17 protein-coding genes and 1 tRNA gene are annotated in these 18,880 nt (G+C 72.0%); 15 read left to right on the top strand and 3 right to left on the bottom strand.

Translation table 11 applies throughout. The features are described from left to right. Positions 1-61: 61 nt before the first annotated feature. The 4 genes from AWX74_RS01995 (at position 62) to AWX74_RS01980 (ending at position 5,807) form a co-directional block, all read left to right on the top strand. Positions 62-1,318 carry a glutamate-5-semialdehyde dehydrogenase gene (locus AWX74_RS01995; RefSeq protein WP_091270897.1) on the top strand — a complete coding sequence of 419 codons (1,257 nt, stop codon included), beginning with the start codon at positions 62-64 and terminating at the stop codon, positions 1,316-1,318. A 200-nt stretch (positions 1,319-1,518) separates the two neighbouring features. Then, positions 1,519-2,460, top strand: a complete 942-nt coding sequence (locus AWX74_RS01990) for an AAA family ATPase (RefSeq protein ID WP_091270895.1) — start codon at positions 1,519-1,521, stop codon at positions 2,458-2,460. Between the two features lie 55 nt (positions 2,461-2,515). Further along, on the top strand, positions 2,516-3,943 hold the full coding sequence (locus tag AWX74_RS01985; RefSeq protein ID WP_091270893.1) for a vWA domain-containing protein: 1,428 nt from the start codon (positions 2,516-2,518) through the stop codon (positions 3,941-3,943). Positions 3,944-4,586: 643 nt separating this feature from the next. Next, positions 4,587-5,807: a DUF4349 domain-containing protein gene (locus AWX74_RS01980; RefSeq protein ID WP_226930711.1), complete on the top strand. Its 1,221-nt coding sequence runs from the start codon at positions 4,587-4,589 to the stop codon at positions 5,805-5,807. A 65-nt stretch (positions 5,808-5,872) separates the two neighbouring features. Here AWX74_RS01980 and pgm read toward each other — a convergent pair whose 3' ends face one another. After that, complete coding sequence (gene pgm / locus AWX74_RS01975) at positions 5,873-7,528, bottom strand: phosphoglucomutase (alpha-D-glucose-1,6-bisphosphate-dependent) (RefSeq protein WP_193209611.1); 1,656 nt, start codon at positions 7,526-7,528, stop codon at positions 5,873-5,875. A gap of 114 nt (positions 7,529-7,642) precedes the next feature. After that, on the bottom strand, positions 7,643-8,434 hold the full coding sequence (locus AWX74_RS01970; protein WP_091270886.1) for an SDR family oxidoreductase: 792 nt from the start codon (positions 8,432-8,434) through the stop codon (positions 7,643-7,645). A 199-nt stretch (positions 8,435-8,633) separates the two neighbouring features. On the opposite strand from AWX74_RS01970, the gene nadD reads away from it, so the two are divergent. The 5 genes from nadD to AWX74_RS01945 all read left to right on the top strand — a co-directional run bounded on the left by nadD (position 8,634) and on the right by AWX74_RS01945 (position 11,889). Beyond that, complete coding sequence (nadD, locus tag AWX74_RS01965; protein WP_278184606.1) at positions 8,634-9,278, top strand: nicotinate-nucleotide adenylyltransferase; 645 nt, start codon at positions 8,634-8,636, stop codon at positions 9,276-9,278. A 127-nt stretch (positions 9,279-9,405) separates the two neighbouring features. Next, positions 9,406-9,795 (top strand): ribosome silencing factor, encoded by a 390-nt coding sequence (rsfS, locus tag AWX74_RS01960; protein ID WP_006543770.1) that lies wholly within the window; start codon positions 9,406-9,408, stop codon positions 9,793-9,795. Next, complete coding sequence (locus tag AWX74_RS01955; protein WP_091270884.1) at positions 9,792-10,541, top strand: histidine phosphatase family protein; 750 nt, start codon at positions 9,792-9,794, stop codon at positions 10,539-10,541. The genes rsfS and AWX74_RS01955 overlap by 4 nt, the downstream gene beginning before the upstream one ends. 73 nt (positions 10,542-10,614) lie before the next feature. After that, a tRNA-Ala gene (locus tag AWX74_RS01950) sits at positions 10,615-10,688 on the top strand. 394 nt (positions 10,689-11,082) lie between these two features. Beyond that, positions 11,083-11,889: an EcsC family protein gene (locus AWX74_RS01945; protein WP_165615424.1), complete on the top strand. Its 807-nt coding sequence runs from the start codon at positions 11,083-11,085 to the stop codon at positions 11,887-11,889. Here the strand turns inward: AWX74_RS01945 and AWX74_RS01940 are convergent. Further along, complete coding sequence (locus AWX74_RS01940) at positions 11,870-12,886, bottom strand: LysR family transcriptional regulator (RefSeq protein WP_207550232.1); 1,017 nt, start codon at positions 12,884-12,886, stop codon at positions 11,870-11,872. The two genes, AWX74_RS01945 and AWX74_RS01940, sit on opposite strands and share 20 nt — an antisense overlap. A gap of 43 nt (positions 12,887-12,929) precedes the next feature. On the opposite strand from AWX74_RS01940, the gene gabT reads away from it, so the two are divergent. The 6 genes from gabT (at position 12,930) to AWX74_RS01910 (ending at position 18,843) form a co-directional block, all read left to right on the top strand. After that, positions 12,930-14,306, top strand: a complete 1,377-nt coding sequence (gene gabT, locus AWX74_RS01935; protein WP_091270877.1) for a 4-aminobutyrate--2-oxoglutarate transaminase — start codon at positions 12,930-12,932, stop codon at positions 14,304-14,306. Between the two features lie 94 nt (positions 14,307-14,400). Continuing rightward, the gene (locus tag AWX74_RS01930; protein ID WP_226930712.1) at positions 14,401-15,849 is read left to right on the top strand and encodes a ferredoxin reductase family protein; all 1,449 of its coding nucleotides are present in this window, start codon (positions 14,401-14,403) and stop codon (positions 15,847-15,849) included. Continuing rightward, entirely contained in the window at positions 15,846-16,430 is a 585-nt protein-coding gene (locus AWX74_RS01925; protein WP_091270873.1) for an FMN-binding protein, read from the top strand. Before AWX74_RS01930 ends, AWX74_RS01925 begins: the two co-directional genes overlap by 4 nt. Next, positions 16,423-17,271 (top strand): FAD:protein FMN transferase, encoded by an 849-nt coding sequence (locus AWX74_RS01920; RefSeq protein WP_311982945.1) that lies wholly within the window; start codon positions 16,423-16,425, stop codon positions 17,269-17,271. The genes AWX74_RS01925 and AWX74_RS01920 overlap by 8 nt, the downstream gene beginning before the upstream one ends. Before the next feature lie 161 nt (positions 17,272-17,432). Beyond that, complete coding sequence (locus AWX74_RS01915) at positions 17,433-17,600, top strand: response regulator (protein WP_091270870.1); 168 nt, start codon at positions 17,433-17,435, stop codon at positions 17,598-17,600. Positions 17,601-17,679: 79 nt separating this feature from the next. Further along, positions 17,680-18,843, top strand: coding sequence for a sensor histidine kinase (locus tag AWX74_RS01910; RefSeq protein WP_091270868.1), 1,164 nt, complete (start codon positions 17,680-17,682; stop codon positions 18,841-18,843). Positions 18,844-18,880 lie beyond the last annotated feature (37 nt).

The raw sequence follows: 18,880 nt of genomic DNA, 5'->3' as shown, positions 1-18,880 counted from the left end.
ACGCCGGGCCCGGGTCGGCGTCGGCGTCGGATGTCGCGGACTTCCTGGAAGGAATGCGGTCATGAACACCTCGGCGGAGGACGTCCGAGCCAGTGCGGTGCGAGCCCGGCAGGCCGCCGGCGCGCTCGCGCCGCTCCCGCGGGCGGCCAAGGACGCCGCCCTGCTCGCCATGGCCGGTGCGCTCCTCGAACGCCAGACCGAGATCCTCGCCGCGAACGCCGTGGACGTCGCCGCCGCACGGGCGGCCGGGACGTCCGACGCGTTGGTGGACCGGCTCACGCTGACACCGTCGCGGATCGAGGCGATGGCCGACGGGCTGCGACAGGTGGCGTCGCTCGACGACCCCGTCGGTGAGGTCATCCGCGGCCGGGTGCTCGCCAACGGGCTGGAGCTGCGGCAGGTCAGGGTCCCCCTCGGCGTCGTCGGGATCATCTACGAGGCGCGGCCCAACGTCACGGTCGACGCGGCGGGGCTGTGCCTCAAGAGCGGCAACGCGGCTCTGCTGCGCGGCAGCGCCTCCGCGCTGCACTCCAACCGGGTCCTGGTGGACGTCCTGCGCGAGGCCGCGGTGGCCACCGGGCTGCCGGCCGACGCGGTCCAGCTGGTCCCGGGTGCCGACCACGAGTCCGTGAAGCATCTGATGCGGCTGCGCGGGCTGGTGGACGTGCTCATCCCGCGGGGCGGCGCCGGCCTGATCCGCACGGTCGTCGAGGAGTCGACGATCCCCGTGATCGAGACCGGGGTCGGCAACTGCCACGTCTACGTGGATGTCGACGCCGACCTTGACACGGCGCTGGCCGTCACGCTCAACGCGAAGACCCAGAAGGTCTCGGTGTGCAACTCGGCCGAGACGCTGCTCGTCCACGCGGGCATCGCCGCGGAGTTCCTGCCGCGGGTGCTGACGGCGCTGCGCGACGCGGGGGTGACCGTGCACGGCGACGAGACCGTGCGTGCGGTGGACCCGTCGGCGGTGCCGGCCACCGACGAGGACTGGGCGACCGAGTACCTCTCGCTGGACCTGGCGGTCGGGGTGGTCAGCTCCCTCGACGAGGCGGTCGACCACATCCGGCGGTGGAGCAGCGGTCACACCGAGGCGATCATCACCCGGTCACTGGCGGCGAGCCGCCGTTTCATCGCGGGCTGTGACAGCGCCGCGGTGATGGTGAACGCCTCGACCCGTTTCACCGACGGCGAGCGTTTCGGGATGGGCGCGGAGATCGGTATTTCCACCCAGAAACTGCACGCGCGCGGGCCGATGGGGCTTCCCGAGCTCACCTCGACGACCTGGGTCGGCATCGGGGACGGCCATCTCGTGTAGGCGGTCCGGCCCCGTTCCGCCTCGGTGACCGAAAGGTTTCCGCAGGTGACGGGGGGTGCGGAAGGCGATGGGATGGTGGCCCGACGGTGCGGTCCGGAGAATTCCGCAAGGCCGTCATCCGTCGTCAATCCGTCATGTGGTGCCAACCACTGGCACTATGGACAGTGGGTACTACCAGGCACCGGGACCGGAAGGTGGCCATGTCGTCGCAGGGATACGCGTTCGCTGATGTCGCGGATGTGCAGGAGCGGCTCCGGGAGACGGGTTATCTCGCCGACGAGGCGATCGCCACCACGGTCTTCCTCGCCGACCGGCTGGGTAAGCCGCTCCTGGTCGAAGGGCCGGCCGGTGTCGGCAAGACCGAGCTGGCCAAGGCGCTGACCACCGCCGTCGGTGCCGAGCTGATCAGGCTGCAGTGCTACGAGGGCCTCGACGAGGCTCGGGCGCTCTACGAGTGGAACTACAAGAAGCAGCTGCTGCGCATCCAGGCCGGCGCCAGTCTGGCGCCCGAGGCCGCGGCGGGGGTCGCCGGGGCTGCCGGGGCCGCGGGGGAGTCGGCCGGTCTCGCCACCTGGCGCGAGACCCACGACGACATCTTCAGCGAGGAGTTCCTGCTCTCCCGCCCGCTGCTCACCGCGATCCGGCGCAGCGAACCCACGGTCCTGCTCATCGACGAGACGGACAAGGCTGACGTCGAGGTCGAGGGCCTGCTGCTGGAGGTGCTGTCCGACTTCCAGGTGACGATCCCGGAGCTGGGCACCCTGAAGGCGACCCGGCGGCCGTTCGTCATCCTCACCTCGAACGCGACCCGTGAGCTGTCGGAGGCGCTCAAGCGCCGCTGCCTCTACCTGAACCTCGACTACCCGTCGGCTGCCCGGGAGAAGGAGATCGTCCTGTCCCGGGTGCCGGAGCTCGGTGAGCGGATGGCCGAGTCCCTGGTGCGGATCGTGCGTTCGCTGCGGGCGATGGAGCTGAAGAAGGCCCCGTCGATCGCGGAGACCATCGACTGGGGCCAGACGGTTCTCGCGCTGGGCTTCGACACCATGGACGACGCCGCCGTCACCTCGACTCTCGGCGTGGTCCTCAAGCACGCCAGCGACCAGGCTCGCGCCATCAGCCAGCTCAAGCTCGGCGCCAACTGAATCAGGCTCGGCGCCGACACGCAGCGGGCGGCCGGCCCCGGACCGGGAGGTCCCGATGAACCTGCTCGACCGCACCGTGGCGTTCACCGCCGCCCTGCGCCGCGCGAACGTCCCGGTGAGCAGCGCCGAGACGGTCGACGCCGCGCGGGCGGTCGGCGCTGTCGGGTGGGCCGACCGGGAGGCGGTGCGGGCCGCGTTCGCTGCCACCATGTGCAAGCGGCCGCTGTACCGCAACGCCTTCGACTCGCTGTTCGACCTGTACTTCCCGCCGCGGATCGGTGACGGTGTCGCGCTCGGCGACTCCGGCGACATGTCCGGCTCCGGGCAGTCGGCCGACGGCGCGAACGGTCCGGCGCCCGAGCTGACCCCGCAGGAGCTGGAGGCCCTTCGCCGCGCCATGCGCGACCAGCTGCGGGACGCACTGCTCGACGGAGACGACGACAGGCTGCGCGACCTGGCCCGCCGCTCGGTCACCGCCTTCGGCGCCGCGCAGAACGGCCCCGGCCAGCGCAGCTACTTCATCTACCGGGTGCTGCGCGCGATGTCGCCGGAGACGCTCATCGCCGACCTGCTCGCCGCGATGCTCGGCGAGGAGGAACGCGGCGGGCTCGGCGAGCGGATCGCCCGCCAGACCATCTCCGACCGGATCAAGGCCTTCGAGGACATGATCTCCTCCGAGGTGCGGCGGCGGATGGCGGAGGAGCGGGGGCTTGAGGCGGTCGAGCGTTCCGCCGTCAAGCCGCTCGCGGACCAGGTCGACTTCCTGCGCGCCTCGCAGCGTGACCTGGTGGAGCTGCGTCGTCAGGTGTATCCGCTGGCCCGGCGCCTCGCGACCAGGCTGACCGCCAAGCGCCGGCTCGGCCGCACCGGGCGGCTGGACTTCCGCCGCACGGTGCGGGCCTCGCTGGCCACCGGCGGCGTGCCGCTGGAGACCAAGCACCGGCCGCACAAGCCGCACAAGCCGGAACTGGTCGTGCTGTGCGACGTGTCCGGATCGGTGGCCTCCTTCGCGCACTTCACGCTCATGCTCACCCACGCGCTGCGGGAGCAGTTCTCCAAGGTCCGCGCCTTCGCGTTCATCGACACGACCGACGAGGTCACCCGGTTCCTGCGTGGTCTCGACCTGGGCGACATGATGGCCCGGATCGCCGCCGAGGCCGACCTGGTCTGGTTCGACGGCCACAGCGACTACGGCCACGCCATCGACGTGTTCGCCGAGAAGTACCCGGACGCGGTGGGCCCGCGGACATCCCTGCTCATCCTCGGGGACGCACGCAACAACTACCGCGCGACCTCGGCCGCGGTCTTCCGCCGGCTGTGCGGGCAGGCCCGCCACTCCTACTGGCTGAACCCGGAGCCGCGCAGCTACTGGGGGTCCGGTGACTCGGCCACCGGGGCCTACGCGGACTTCGTCGACGAGATGGTCGAGTGCCGCAACGTCGAGCAGCTCCAGCACTTCATCGAACGCCTGCTGCCGACCTGATCCGGGCCCGGCCTGGCCGGCTGTCGAGCTTCGGGCTTCCGCTGCCGCCGCTGCTTCTGAGCAGGAAGTGAGGATCTTGGCTGCTCAAGCAACCGAAATCCTCACTTCTTGCGGATTGTCAGAGCACTCTTGTGCCCTGTTCATCCCTATTGGTGGGTATTGCCGGCGCGGTGCGGCGGGCGGACACGGACCGCCAGGTTGGAGTCGAGGGCCGGACCCGCCGCTTCTCGGGACTTTGATGAGGAGCGCCAGGCGGCGAGATTCGTCCGACTGTGGGTGAACCGATCGCCGTCTGGCTGCGTCAAACCTCTTCGACGGCGACGCGGCCCGCGTCCGCCGCACCAGGCGGTCCGTGCGGGAGATCCGCGCGGTGACCTGGGAGGCCAGACGGAGGGGTGCCGCCATGGCAACCACGGTGAGCAGGACCGGACCAGTCGGCGCGACCGGACCAGCCGGTGTGACCGAGCCAACCGGCGCGACCGGGCCGACCGGTTCGGCTGGACCAGTCGGTTCAGCTGAACCCGCCGGTCCGGCCGAACTGATCACTCCGCCTGAACCGGTCAGTCCGCCTCGCCCGCCAGGTCCGGCCAGCCCGGGCGGTCCCGCTCCCTCGCGCCGCCGCGGGAAGGTTCTCGTCGGTTTCATGATCCTGGCCGTGGCACTCGTCGCCGGCGCCGGGCTGGGTAGCCTCGCCGACGCGCTGGATGACGGCTCGTCCGCCGACCTGGCCCTGTCGGTGCCCTCGACCGGAGCGGCGGCCGAACCCGCGGTCGCACCGGCGCCGACACTCGCTGCCGGAGGCGGCGCCGCGGGCTCCGCCTCCGGGTCCGCCTCAGACACCTCGGGGGAGAGCCTCGCCGACTCGGCGGTGTCGCCGGAGGCCGCGCGCGGTGGCGTCGTCGCGCCAAGCCCGGCCTCGACCAGCTCAGGCGGGTCGACGGGCGCCACCGGTGAGCCGGCACGGCCGGCCGGAGCCGAGCCGCGCATCGTCCGTGACGGCAGGACGGAACTGTCGGTGCCGGCCGGCCGGGTGGAGGAAGCCGTCCAGGCACTGTCGACGCGGGCGAACGACCTCGACGGCTACGTCGAGTTCAGCGAGACCAACGGAACGCCGTCGACGACCGACGACAGTCACCAGAGCGCGACCGTGACGCTGCGGGTGCCCACCGCGTCGTTCGACAAGCTGCGCTCCGGTGTGGGCGGGCTCGGCACCGTGACGTCGTCCACGACCTCCGCGCGGGATGTCACGGGAGAGTACGTCGACCTCCAGGCGCGCAAGCGGGCTCTCGAGGCGTCCCGCGACGCCTACCTGGCCCTGCTCGCCAAGGCGACGACGGTGGGGGAGACCCTGTCGGTGCAGCAGGCGATCGACCGGGTGCAGGTCGAGATCGAGCAGATCGAGGGCCAGCGGATGGTCCTCGCCGACGCGAGCGATCTCGCCACCCTGACCGTCCGGATCGCTGAGGACGGCGCCGGCGAGATCAGTCCCGCGCCCGAGGACGACCCGTCCGGTCTGGGGGACGCCGTCCAGCGGTCATGGGACCGCTTCGTCAACGGCATCGAGGCGATCATCGCGCTGATCGGCCCGCTGGCGCTGGTCGCCCTGCTCGCAGGCTTCGCCTACCTGGGCGTCCGGCTGGTCCGGATCGTGCGTCGGCGAGGCCGCGGCGGCACAACGGCCCCGGTGCCAGCCGCAGGCCCGGCCCCGGTGCCTGTGCCGGATCCCGCTCCAGTGCCAGCCCCGGCCCCGGCCCCGGCCGCAGGCCCGGCCCCTGGCGCAGCCGCCGCGCCGGTTCCGCCCGCCGCGCCGGTTTCTCCGGACGAGCCGGTTTCTCCGGACGAGCCGGGGACCAGCACGTCCTGACCTCACCGCCACGGTCGCGGGCCGGTACGGCGGTGAGGTCAGTCCGGGAAGGCTGGCCGGGGCACCTACCCGGCCAGCGCGGCGTCCACGATGGTCTGGGCCTCCGCGAGCACGGCAGTGAGGTGCTCGGTGCCGGCGAAGCTCTCGGCGTAGATCTTATAGACGTCCTCGGTGCCGGACGGACGGGCGGCGAACCAGGCGTCCGCCGTCGCCACCTTCACGCCGCCGATCGCGGCGCCGTTGCCCGGCGCGGACGACATCGCCGCGGTCACGGCGCCGCCCGCGAGCGTCGTGGCGCCGAGAGCCTCCGGGGTGAGCGCGGAGAGGATCTTCTTCTGGGCCGGGCTGGCCGGCGCGTCGACCCGGCGGTACGCGGGCGAGCCGAAGCGCTCCGTCAGGTCGGCGTAGAGCCGGCCCGGGTCCCGCCCGGAGACCGCGGTCATCTCGGCGGCGAGCAGGCAGGCGATGATTCCGTCCTTGTCCGTCGTCCACACCCCGCCGGAACGGCGCAGGAAGGACGCTCCGGCGCTCTCCTCGCCGCCGAAACCGAGCGAGCTGTCGAGGAGCCCGTCGACGAACCACTTGAAGCCCACCGGAACCTCGTACAGCCGGCGCCCGAGGCCGGCGGCGACCCGGTCGATCATCCCGGAGCTGACCAGCGTCTTGCCGACGGCGGCGCCGGCGGGCCAGCCGGGGCGGTGCGCGAACAGGTAGGCGATCGCCGCGGCGAGGTAGTGGTTCGGGTTGAGCAGGCCGGCGCCGGGGGTGACGATGCCGTGCCGGTCGGCGTCGGCGTCGTTCGCCAGCGCCACGTCGAACGACCCGGCCAGCCGCAGCAGCGACGCCATCGCGTAGGGCGACGACGGGTCCATCCGGATCTTGCCGTCCCAGTCCAGCGTCATGAAGCCGAACGTCGGGTCGACCGAGGTGTTGACCACCTCGATGTCCAGCTTGTGCCGGTCGGCGATCTCCTGCCAGTACCGGACGCTCGCGCCTCCCAGCGGGTCGACCCCGATGCGGACCCCCGCCGCGCGGATCGCGTCGAGATCGACCACATCCGGCAGGTCCGCCACATAGGCGCCGACGAAGTCATGCACGGTCGCGGCGGCCAGTGCCTGCTGGTGGGGCACCCGCGCCACCCCGGCCAGGCCCGATTCGAGCAGCTCGTTCGCCCGGTTCTGGATCGCGCTCGTGGCGGCGGTGTCAGCCGGGCCGCCATGTGGCGGGTTGTACTTGAACCCGCCGTCGGCCGGCGGGTTGTGCGACGGGGTGACGACGATGCCGTCAGCCAACCCGGCCGGCCGGTCCGATCCCGCGGCGCCTCGCCCGTTGTGGGCGAGGATCGCGTGCGAGATCACCGGTGTCGGGGTGGCCTCGCCCGCGGGGGCGACCCGGACGTCCACCCCGCTGGCGACGAGCACCTCCAGCGCGCTCGCGAGCGCCGGCGCGGACAGGGCGTGTGTGTCCACCCCGATGAACAGCGGGCCATGTGTCCCGGCGGCCGCGCGGTACTCGCAGATCGCCTGGGTGGTGGCCAGGATGTGGTCTTCGTTGAACGAGGCGCGAAGGGCGCTGCCGCGGTGGCCGGACGTCCCGAAGGAGACCCGCTGGGCCGGGTCGGCCGGGTCAGGGTGGACGTCGTGGTAGGCGGCGAGCAGCGCGCCCGGGTCGATGAGCTCGTCGGGAGCGGCGGGCTGCCCCGCGCGCGGGCTGTTCGGCATGGGCGGGCTCCATGGGATGTGATCGGCTCCCCGGTCAGCCTAGATGCAGCCCCGTCGGTGCCGCACCCGGCCGGCTTCGTCCCGCCCGGATGCGGCCCGCGCCCCGGGCGAGGATCAGTCCGTGCGGGGAAGCATCGCCTCGAGGGTGCCGTAGTGCTCGGCGAGGCCCGGGTACAGCGCGCCGAGCCCGCCCGCCAGGGCCGCCCGTACCTGGACGCTCGGTGTGTCCGCCAGGACCTCGGGTGCGCCGGCGGCGACGGCGTCGAGCGCGAGCGCGGCGACGGCCGCGGGATCCACCTTGGGCGCGTCGATCCGCCGCGTCATGTCGGTGTCCATGAAGCCGACGTGCAGCGCGGTGACGGTGACCCCGGCGCCGGCCAGCTCGACCCGCTGGGAGTTGGTCAGGGACCAGGCCGCCGCCTTCGCCGCGCAGTACGCCCCACTCGTCGGCATCGCCAGCCAGGACAGCACCGACAGAACGTTGAGAACGGCTCCGTGCCTGGCGTGCGGGCCGTGAGTGTCGCCCCCGCCGGCGTGGTCCGGCCGTTCGCGTGACAGCTGCGGCGCGAAGGCGCGCACCAGGCGCAGCGGCCCGAAGTAGTGGGTCTCCATCTCCAGCCGGATGTCATCGAGGTCTCCGGTCAGCACCGACGCGCCGGTCGAGCTGCCGGCGTTGTTGATCAGGAGGTCGACGTCGCCGGTGGCCTCGGCGGCGGCGGCGATCTGGGCGGGGTCGGTGACGTCGAGCCTGATCGGGACGACACCGGGTGTTGTGATCGAGTCGGGATTGCGTGCCGCGGCGTAGACCTTCGCCGCGCCCCTCGCGAGCAGCTCCTCGACGAACCTGCGGCCGAGACCTCTGTTGGCACCGGTGACCAGCGCGACCGACCCTTCGATGGGCGCCATGGCGTTCTCCGTCCGTGCGTGGGGTGTGTGGGCTCTGCGTGGGCTGCTTCGAGGCCGCGCCGGGGGGCATCCGAGCGGGCGGTCCACGGCCGAATCATAAGTTGGAAAATCCAACTTACTAGGTCGAGTGACGAAGGACATCCTGCGGGCGGAGGTGAGAAGGAGGCACGTGGACTTTGCCTGGGGTTAATGTCCCCACGTGCGACTGGGTGTGATGGGCGGGACGTTCGATCCAGTGCACAACGGGCATCTGGTCGCGGCGAGTGAGGTCGCGGCGCTGTTCGACCTGGACGAGGTCGTCTTCGTCCCGAGCGGCCGCCCCTGGCAGAAGGCCGACCGGGAGGTCTCGGCCGCCGAGGACAGGTACCTGATGACCTTCCTCGCGACGGCGGAGAACCCCCAGTTCACCGTCAGTCGTATCGACATCGAGCGCAGCGGCCCGACCTACACCATCGACACCCTGCGCCACCTGCGCCGCACCCACCCCGACGCCGAGCTGTTCTTCATCACCGGCGCGGACGCGCTCGCGCAGATCTTCACCTGGCGTGACCACACCGAGCTCTTCGGGCTCGCCCACTTCGTCGGTGTGACCCGGCCGGGCTACGACCTGCGTCGCCACGCCAGCCTGCCCGACGAGTCGGTCAGCCTCCTGGAGGTTCCGGCGCTGGCGATCTCCTCGTCCGACATCCGCCAGCGGGTCGCTCGCGCGGCACCGATCTGGTATCTGACGCCGGACGGGGTCGTCCGCTACATCGCGAAACGGGGGCTGTACGGCCCCCGACCGGTCGCGCCGTCGGTGCCCGAGGGCGCCGGGCGGCCCGATGCGACGGAACATTCGGCCTGATGACCACAAACATGGTCGCCGATTCGCGCAAAGCTGTGTCACGCTGGACGTGGCCACTCGACCGGTGGGTGGCCGGTGCGTCCATCGGCGTGCGTGACCAGTTCGGACCTTTTGGAGACCAACAAGCGTGACCGCCTCGCCGCGAGCCGTTGAGCTCGCTCTCGCCGCAGCCCAGACCGCCGCCGACAAGATCGGCCAGGACATTCTCGTTCTGGATGTCAGTGAGCGGCTCGCGATCACCGACTGCTTCGTCATCGCATCGGCCGACAACGAGCGTCAGGTGAAGGCGATCGTGGACGAGATCGAGGAGAAGCTGCGGGCGCTCGGCGCGAAGCCGCTGCGCCGCGAGGGCGAGCGGGACGGCCGGTGGGTCCTGCTCGACTTCGCCGACATCGTCGTGCATGTGCAGCGGGCCGAGGAGCGGGAGTACTACGGCCTGGAGCGGCTGTGGAAGGACTGCCCGGTCATCCCGTTCACCGACGCCGCGGTCGGCGTCGGTGCGGCGGAACCGCGGTGAGGCTGCTTCTCTGGCGGCACGGCAGGACGTCCTGGAACGACGCGGGGCGTTTCCAGGGGCATGCGAACCCGCCCCTGGACGAGACGGGGCGCCGTCAGGCCGCGGCGGTCGGCCCGGTGATCAGGGCGCTGCGCCCCGAGCTCGTGATCTCCTCGGATCTGATTCGTTGCCAGGAGACCGCCGCGAGCATCGGGCTGCCCGTGCGGGCCGATGCCCGGCTGCGGGAGATCGACCTGGGTGCCTGGTCCGGTCTGACCGGGTCCGAGGCCGCCGCGCGATTCCCCGCGGAGGACGCCGCGTGGCGGCGCGGTGAGGACATCCGCCGCGGTGGTGGCGAGACGTATGTGGAGGTCGCGGAACGGGCGTTCGCGGTCCTCGACGAGGTCCTCGCCGAGGGCCTGCCGGTCGACCCCTCCGGGCTTGTCGTCTTCGTGTTGCACGGCGGGACGGCGCGGGCCCTCATCGGGAGGGCGCTGGGCGTCCCCCCGCAGAACTGGTGGGTGTTCGGCCCGCTGCGCAACTGCCGCTGGTCCATGCTCCGGCGGGAGCACGGTGGTTTCCGGCTGGCGGAACACAACAGCGGGCCCCTCGCCACAGGTGCCGCGGCGCCTGATATGGTCGTCAGCGTCGGGCCGGGGAGCGCAGCTCCTCTCCCACCGGCCGAGGCACTTCTGCCAACGCAGGAGGGGCCGACGGAAAGCGACACGGAACCTGTACACTCGCAGACGCAGCCGGCAATTGGCTGAGAGCGGGTACAGAAAATGGTCGTGTAGGATGTAAGCAGCACGAACCGAAGAACTGGCAGTAAGAACTTAATATGGGGCTGTGGCGCAGTCTGGTAGCGCATCACACTGGCAGTGTGAGGGTCAGGGGTTCGAATCCCCTCAGCTCCACGCGATCGGGGTTCGCGTGTTCGCATTTCCCTTTGGGAAGATGCTCCCGAGCTCCCGCGTAATATCTGCCCAGGGGGGCGACCCCCTGGAACCCCCGAGTCAGGGGCGCGATCGGGGTTTTTCTGTTCGCTTCCCCTGCGGGGGAAGCTTCCCGTGCTCCCGCGTTATGTTGGCCCAAGGGGGGCGACCCCCTGGAACCCCCGAGTCAGGGGCTTCGCCCTCGACACCCCCATCCAAGCTTGGCCCAGGTTTAGACGGGTCTTGGGTGCTGGGGAAATCTGGAATTCTTTCCGCCCTGTGTGGCGGGGCCTTTTGTCGGTCGTGCTACGGTGTGCGCGCATTGCGACGCCGGGGGACGATCGCTGGAATGCCTTCCCCCTGACCTGGGGGGATTGTGGCTACTGAGGGCGGGAAGGCCGAGGCCGCCGGATTGGCGGACGAGGGCGGCCTGGCGGTCAGGGCTGTTGGTCAGTTACTGCACACCGCGATCGCGGGCGCGGGGCCATTCAAGGGCGCTGCCGCGGTCGCAGAAGAGATCCGGGCCAAAGCGGCGGACCCGGAGGCGGCGATCGATCGGCTGATCGCGCTTCACCTCAGGCTGGCCGCTGCCAGCGGCGCCCTCACCGGGCTCGGTGGCCTGGTCACCATGCCGATCACAATCCCTGCGGGCCTCAGCGGCTACTACCTGGTCGCGGGAAGGCTCGTGGGCGGCGTCGCCCACCTGCGTGGCTACGACCTCGACTCGGAAGAGGTCCACACAGCACTGCTGCTGACCATGGTGGGGGGCGGTGCGGCGACTCAGATTCTGCGGGAAACGGGCATCGAGCTCGGTCGGCGGAGTGCCGTTGCCGCGGTCAGACGAGTGTCCGGCAAGACTCTGATCGAGATCAACAAGAAGGTTGGCTTCAGGCTCTTCACCAAGGCCGGAACCACCGGAGTCATCAACCTTGGCAAGATGGTGCCGTTCGTCGGCGCGCCGATCGGTGCTACCACCGACCTGATTTCCATGCGCGCGGTGGCCGCCTTCGCCAGGTCGAGCTTCCCGCCCGTTTCTGAGCCTGATGCCGATGACACCCCAGCAGCATCAGAGGCTGAGGGCGAAGGAAGCGGGCTTTCCGCGAGGCCGGTCGCCGTTGACCTGGATGAGCCGCGTGTACGTGGTGTCGCGCAGATCAAGCGCCTCAATCCGTTTCGGGTGTAGCGAAAGGGCTCCGCACAGCGGGCCCGTGTTCCCCACGGCGGACTTTCGTCTGCTCGCGCGGTGCCCGGGTGGTGGCGGGGGCGGTGTCGGGGCCGTAGCGGTCGACGATGTAGCGGGCCAGGCGGGCGGCGATTGCCGCCAGGGTCCCTGCTGCTGGGTGGCGGGTGTCCCAGGCCGCGAGCAGCCGGACCCGCGGCGGTGAGCTGTCAGCCAGGATCGCTGTGGGCGTGAGCTTGAAACGCGGATCGTCGGAGACGACCGCTACGCCGCGGCCCGCGGCGGCCAGGGCCTGGGCCACGGTTCCGTCGCTGGCCTCGGTCAGATCGGCGTAGGTGAGCCCCGCGGCGGCCACCGCCGTGTCAAGCGCCTCCCTGGCGGTGAACGTCTCCGGCGGGACGACCAGCGGTTGTTCGAGGAGTTCGCCGAGCGACACCGCCGTGCGACCGGCCCACGGATGCGCTGGCGGGACGTACGCCCACACCGGCAGCACCGCCAGCGGCAGCGCGCGGTACGGCGGCCGGACGGTCGCGGTGCCGATCGCGAGCTCGGCGCCGATGGCCAGGGTCTCGGTGGTGGTCAGCCTGTCCGCGGTGAGGATCGCCGGTGTCGGGTCGCCCGCGGTCAGGGTCGTGATGAACGGTGCGACGACGTCGGCGAGGGTCGTGGCCGGGGCGCCGATCGTGATCCGTTCGAGACGGCCGGAGGCATGGAGCGTGGCGGCGAGCCGGAGTGCGTCGGCGCGGTCGAGCAGCTCGCGGGCGAGCGGCAGCAGCGCCCGCCCGATGGGGGAGAGGGTGAGCCGCCCGCCGGAGCGTTCGAACAGGTCGACGCCGAGCTCCCGTTCCAGCTGGCGCAGCTGGCGGGACAGCGCCGGCTGTGTCACCCGCACTGCCGCGGCGGCCGCGCTGACCGATCCCGCGTCGACGGTCGCCACGAAGTACCGGACCGTCCGCAGCTCCATCGGGCCCTCACCCGTTCCTTCGCGCCGATCATCCATGCCCGCAGAACATGGAAAGTGTTCCCAGCTGGAATTAGACAGCATGCCGGGGTGGGCGGAGAGTGGCTCCATGGACATCCCGCAGCACCGGCTCCTGGTCACGGGCGTTCCGGGACCGCGATCACTTCGCCTGGCCGCCCGCAGGGCCGCCGCGGTGGCGTTCGGTGTCGGCTCGACGATGCCGGTCTTCGCCGCACACGCCGGCGGTGGGGTGCTGGTCGACGTCGATGGCAACCAGTTCATCGACCTGGGTTCCGGGATCGCTGTGACGACGGTCGGGGCCAGCGCCCCGCGGGTCGTGGCCGCCGTGCAGGAGCAGGTGGCGGCGTTCACCCACACCTGCTTCATGGTCACGCCGTATGAGGGCTATGTCGCGGTGGCCGAGGCGCTCAACCGCCTGACTCCGGGGCGGCACGAGAAGCGGACGGCGCTGTTCAACTCCGGCGCCGAGGCGGTGGAGAACGCCGTCAAGATCGCTCGCTCGGCCACCGGCCGGCCTGGGATCGCGGTCTTCGACCACGCCTACCACGGCCGGACGAACCTGACGATGGCGATGACGGCGAAGGAGACGCCCTACAAGCAGGGGTTCGGCCCGTTCGCGGGCGAGGTCGTGCGGGCGCCCCTGTCGTACCCGTTCCGGGACGGTCCGGCGGTCGACGGCCCGGCCGCGGCGATCCGGGCGATCGACGAGATCAGGCGGCAGGCCGCTGCCGAGGACCTCGCGGCGCTGGTGATCGAGCCGATCCAGGGCGAGGGCGGTTTCATCGAACCGGCACCTGGATTCCTGCCGGCGCTGGCGTCCTGGTGCCGGGCGAACGGCGTCGTCTTCGTCGCCGACGAGGTGCAGACCGGCTTCGCGAGGACGGGCGCGATGTTCGCCTGCGAGCACGAGGGCGTCGTCCCCGATCTCGTCGTCACAGCCAAGGGGATTGCCGGCGGGCTGCCGCTTTCCGCGGTGACCGGTCGTGCCGACCTCATGGACGCGCCGCAGGTCGGCGGGCTGGGCGGGACGTACGGCGGCAACCCGCTGGCGTGCGCGGCGGCACTCGCCGCCATCGAGACGGTCGAGGCAGGGGAGCTCGTCGCCCGCGCCGCGGCGATCGGCGATCTGATGACAACGCGGCTGCGTGGGTTGCGGGCGGCGGATCCGCGGGTCGGGGACGTGCGCGGGCGAGGCGCGATGATCGCCGTCGAGCTCGTCGAACCGGGCACGACGACACCGGACCCGGCGCTGGCCCGTGCCGTCGCGGCGGCGGCGCATCAGCAGGGTGTGATCGTGCTGACCTGCGGCACCGACGGCAACGTGCTGCGCCTGCTGCCGCCCCTGTCGATCAGCGACGACCTGCTCACCGAGGGCCTGGACGTCCTGGCCGGCTCGCTGGCGGCGACGTCGCCACTGTGCCCCGCCCGGCCCGTGTGATCCTCCCGGGACCGAAGCACGTCAGCCGCGGAACCTCGGCGCTTTCTCGGGAAGCTCTCAGGGATCTCCCAGGATCGGCATCCACGGTGGACGCATGCCCACGACCCATCCGCCCGCCAGGCCCGGCCACGCTGTTCCCGCGGTCGACGGCGGGGGAGCGCCGCCCGCAGGAAGCGCGCGCGGTTCGCGGCCGGCCTCCGGGTGGCTGGCGGGTGGGCACCGGTCGGCCGCCTCCCGTGCCGTTCGGCTCGGGCTGGTTCTCGGCGGGGTCGCGGTGCTCGGCATGTGGTGGTTCGACACCGCGGCGGGTGACGTCGCCGGCGCCGGCGAGGTCCTCACCGCCATGGGGGACGTGTCGGGGCTCCTCGCCGCCTACCTGGTTCTCGTGCAGCTCCTGCTGATGGCCCGGGTGCCCGCGCTGGAACGGGCCGTCGGCTTCGACCGGCTGGCGGCCTGGCACCGCACATTCGGGACGAACGTCGTCCTGCTCGTGGTCGGGCATGTCCTGCTGACCGTGTGGGGACTCGGGCTCGTCGAGCATCATCAGCCGCTGTCGGAGCTCGTCTCGGTGGTCATGACCTACCCGGACATGTGGAAGGCGACGATCGGCACCGTCGGGCTCGTCGCGGTCGGGGTGGCCAGCGGGCGGACGGCCCGCGCCAGGATGTCCTACGAGGCCTGGTACCTGCTGCATCTGACCGCCTACCTGGCCGTCGCGCTGGCGTTCTTCCACCAGATCGCGACCGGCCCGGACTTCGTCGGCCGGCCACTCAACCGGGCGTTGTGGATCGCGTTCTACGTGGTGGTCGCGGCCTGCCTGGTCGTCTGGCGGCTGGGCTGGCCGCTGCTGGGCTTCGCCCGGCACCGGATGGTGGTCGAGCGAGTGGTGCCCGAAGCGCCTGGGGTTGTCTCGGTCGAGATCGGTGGCCGGGATCTCGACCGCCTCGGCGTGGCCGCCGGGCAGTTCCTGCTCTGGCGGTTCCTCACCCCGGGCCACTGGCTCACCGCGCACGCCTACTCGGTGTCCGCGCCGCCGTCGCCGCACCGGCTGCGCATCACGGTGAAGGACGCCGGGGACCACTCGGGCGCCCTCGCCCGGCTGCGGCCCGGCATCCCGGTGCTGGCGGAGGGGCCGTTCGGCCACTTCACCGCCGATCAGGTCACGACCCCCGGAGCCCTGCTCGTGGGTGCCGGCAGCGGGATCGGGCCGGTACGCGCCCTCGCCGAGGAACTGGTCCGGCGCGGCGTCGACGTCACGGTGATCTACCGGGCCAACCGGGTGGAGGCCCTCGCGCTCGCCGGGGAGCTGAACGCGCTCGCGGAGGCCGGGCGGCTGACCTTCCACCGGGTCGTCGGAAGCCGCCGCGAGCTGGGCTACGACCCGCTCGAGCCGCGATTCCTGGCGGCCGCGGTGCCGGACGTCGCGCGGCGGGTGGTCTTCGTGTGCGGCCCGCCGGGCCTGGTCACCTCGTTGTCGCACGCACTGCGCCAGCTCGGCGTTCCCGCCGTCCGCATCCATCACGAGGAGTTCAGCCTCCGATGACTCGGTCTGGAAGTGATCACGGCCGGGCGCAGGGCCCAGGCCACTGGCTCGGCGGGCGCCTCGGGCTCGCCGGGCTGTTCGGGGCGGTCGTGCTGGTGGTCGGCGCCAAGGCGGTGACGGGCGCCCCGCCGGCCCCGTCGGCGGCGATCGCGACCATGCCGGGCTCGACCGCCGCCGCGGGCTCGACCGGATCCGTGGGAGTGGACGGGGCCGGGGGGAGCGGTTCCTCGGGAGCGGGTGAGCCGGACAGCTCGACCGGCACCGGCACCGGCACTGGTACCGGCACCGGGGACACGTCGGTGACGACTGTCACCGGTGATTCGGTCGGCACCCGCTTCGGCCCGGTGCAGGTGCGGGTCGACCTGCGGAACGGGCAGATCACGGACGTCGTCGCGCTGGCCCTGCCCGACCAGAACGGGCGGGACCGGCGGATCAACGCCGAGGCGGTCCCGATCCTGCGCCAGGCGGTCCTCGACGCCCAGAGCGCCGCGGTCGACACGGTGTCCGGGGCGACCTACACCAGCGTGGGCTACCTGCGTTCGGTCCAGTCGGCGCTGGACCAGGCCGGTATCGGTGACTAGCCCACGGGAGGCCGCGGGCGCGCGCCACCCTGGCGGCAGGCGGGTCGAGCCGGTGATGGGCACGGTGGTGAGCATCGCCGTGCGTACCGAACTGCCGCCGGCGGTGCTGGACGCGGCGATCGACAGCGCCGTCGCATGCCTGCACCGGGCCGACGCGGACTTCAGCACCTACCGCCCCGACTCGTGGCTCTCCCGCCTGCGGCGCCATGAGATCGAGCTCGCGGACTGCCCCGGCCAGCTGCGGGACGTCCTGCGCCTGGCCGAGCTCTGTCGACGACGTTCGGCGGGCAGCTTCGACCCGGCCTGGCGGGGCGACGGCACCCTCGACCCGACGGGCCTGGTGAAGGGATGGGCGGCGGACGCGGCCTCGGAGGTGCTGACCGCGGCGGGCGCTGTCGACCACTGCGTCAACGCCGCCGGGGATGTCCGGGTCCGCGCCACGGTCCAGCGGCCCTGGCGGGTCGGGGTCGCCGATCCCCTCGCCGCGGGCCGTCTCGTGGCGGTGGTCGAGGCCGCCGAGATCGCGGTCGCGACATCCGGAACCGCCGAGCGGGGTGCCCACATCGTCTGCCCCGCCACCGGCTTGCCGGCCAGCGATCTGGCGTCGGCCACGGTGGTGGGGCCGGACCTGGCGCTCGCCGACGGCTACGCGACCGCGGCTGTGGCGGCAGGGCCGCAGGCGGTGGATTTCCTGGCCGAGCTGGAGCCGGCGGGCTGGGCGTGGCTGCTGGTCAGCAGCACAGGCGCGATCCGCCGCAGCGGCGCCTTCCCGGGGGCTGTCGCGATGGGCGCAGGCCAGGGCCCGCGGGCGCTGCCTGGGGTGCCTGGAGTGCCTGGATGACGCCGGCCCGGCGCACGACCGGCCCCGGCTCGGCTCACCCGGCTGGGACACACCCGGCCGGCACACATCCGGGATGTGCGCGAGCGCGCGTCCGTGTGCTTCCCGGCTGCGAATCCACGAGATGGCAGGGGTGAGACTGTGCTGATGGAACAGAGCGGCTGATGGAACAGAGCGCGACGATCCTCGTCGTCGACGACGAGGAGCCGATCACGGATCTGGTATCGATGGCGCTGCGCTACGAGGGGTACCAGGTGGCGACCGCGAGCACCGGCCAGGCGGCGCTCACCAAGGTCGCGCTCTGCGCTCCGGATCTGATCGTAGGATCATGACTACCCGCGCTTCGGAACGGCCTACCTCGTCGGCACCTACGGCGCGCTCTTCGACGCGGACGACCGACGAGTCGCCGAGGTGAGGCCGAACCCCGGCGGGACGTCGGGCCAGACACCACGCCCCGACGTCCCGGGGAGCCTGCTGGACGAGGCGCGGCGCCAGCCCGGCGGGTCCGGTCGGCTCACGGCCGTGCCCGCGTCCGGAGGCGGTGACCGATTCCGCGTGCTGGCGGTCTCCCGTGACCCTGGGCAGGTACTTGTCGTCGCTGTCCCCTACACGGCGATGGACGCGACTCTCGATGACATCTGGCGCATCGAGGTGGTGGCCAGTCTCGTCGTCGCCGCCGCCACGGCCGCGCTCGGATATGTCGTGGTCCGGCTGGGACTGCGGCCGCTGGAGCAGATGGAGCGCACGGCCGACGCGATCGCGGCCGGCGATCTGACCCGGCGGGTCGCGAATGCCGGTCCCCGTACCGAGGCGGGTCGGCTGGGACGCGCCCTCAACGCCATGCTGGCGCAGATCGAGGCGGCGTTCCGGCAGCGGGAGAACTCAGAGAACCGGCTGCGGCGGTTCGTGGCCGATGCCAGCCACGAGCTGCGCACGCCACTGACGTCGATCCAGGGGTACGCCGAGATGTTCCACCGGGGCGTCGCCGACCGTCCGGAGGATCTCGCCCTGGCGATGCGCCGGATCGAGAGCGAGGCCGCGCGGATGAGTGAGCTCGTCGACGACCTGCTCCTGCTGGCGGGCCTCGACCAGGGAACAAGGCGGCGGCCGGAACCGGTCGACCTCGCCGCCGTCGTCCGGGATGTCGTCGCCGACGCTCGTGCGGTCGATCCCACCCGCACGATCACCGTCGAGGTGGCGCCGCTGCTGGAGATCACCGGTGATGAGCCGCGGCTGCGCCAGGCGGTCGGCAACCTCGTCCGCAACGCGCTCGTGCATACGCCGGCCGGTACCCCGGTCGAGGTCGAGGCGGTCCGTTCCGGCGACGGCTGGGCGGTCGTGACCGTCGCCGATCACGGGCCGGGTATCGCGCCCGAGGACGTTCCCCACATCTTCGAGCGCTTCTATCGCGCCGATGCCGGGCGTTCGCGCGAAGCCGGCGGCACCGGACTCGGCCTGTCGATCGTCGACGCCGTGATGCGTTCCCACGGGGGTGGTGCGGACCATTCGGCCACGCCGGGCGGTGGTTCGACCTTCAGACTCCGGATACCGCAGGCACCCCGTCCCACACCGTAGGTGCCCGGCCTGCGGGCATGTCCAATGGCTGACATCC

This window comes from Parafrankia irregularis (assembly GCF_001536285.1).
GTDB classification, from domain to species: domain Bacteria; phylum Actinomycetota; class Actinomycetes; order Frankiales; family Frankiaceae; genus Parafrankia; species Parafrankia irregularis.
This window is presented reverse-complemented; position numbering and strand designations above follow the sequence as displayed.

What these genes read in the sequence shown, in the direction of transcription:
- AWX74_RS01980 (WP_226930711.1), top strand. Translation starts at nt 4,587, where the DNA reads ATGATCCTGGCCGTGGCACTCGTCGCCGGCGCCGGGCTGGGTAGCCTC.
- pgm (WP_193209611.1), bottom strand. Translation starts at nt 7,528, where the DNA reads ATGCCGAACAGCCCGCGCGCGGGGCAGCCCGCCGCTCCCGACGAGCTC.
- AWX74_RS01990 (WP_091270895.1), top strand. Translation starts at nt 1,519, where the DNA reads ATGTCGTCGCAGGGATACGCGTTCGCTGATGTCGCGGATGTGCAGGAG.
- AWX74_RS01930 (WP_226930712.1), top strand. Translation starts at nt 14,401, where the DNA reads ATGCCCACGACCCATCCGCCCGCCAGGCCCGGCCACGCTGTTCCCGCG.
- gabT (WP_091270877.1), top strand. Translation starts at nt 12,930, where the DNA reads ATGCCGGGGTGGGCGGAGAGTGGCTCCATGGACATCCCGCAGCACCGG.
- AWX74_RS01940 (WP_207550232.1), bottom strand. Translation starts at nt 12,886, where the DNA reads ATGGATGATCGGCGCGAAGGAACGGGTGAGGGCCCGATGGAGCTGCGG.
- AWX74_RS01970 (WP_091270886.1), bottom strand. Translation starts at nt 8,434, where the DNA reads ATGGCGCCCATCGAAGGGTCGGTCGCGCTGGTCACCGGTGCCAACAGA.
- AWX74_RS01985 (WP_091270893.1), top strand. Translation starts at nt 2,516, where the DNA reads ATGAACCTGCTCGACCGCACCGTGGCGTTCACCGCCGCCCTGCGCCGC.
- AWX74_RS01995 (WP_091270897.1), top strand. Translation starts at nt 62, where the DNA reads ATGAACACCTCGGCGGAGGACGTCCGAGCCAGTGCGGTGCGAGCCCGG.
- AWX74_RS01915 (WP_091270870.1), top strand. Translation starts at nt 17,433, where the DNA reads ATGGAACAGAGCGCGACGATCCTCGTCGTCGACGACGAGGAGCCGATC.
- AWX74_RS01925 (WP_091270873.1), top strand. Translation starts at nt 15,846, where the DNA reads ATGACTCGGTCTGGAAGTGATCACGGCCGGGCGCAGGGCCCAGGCCAC.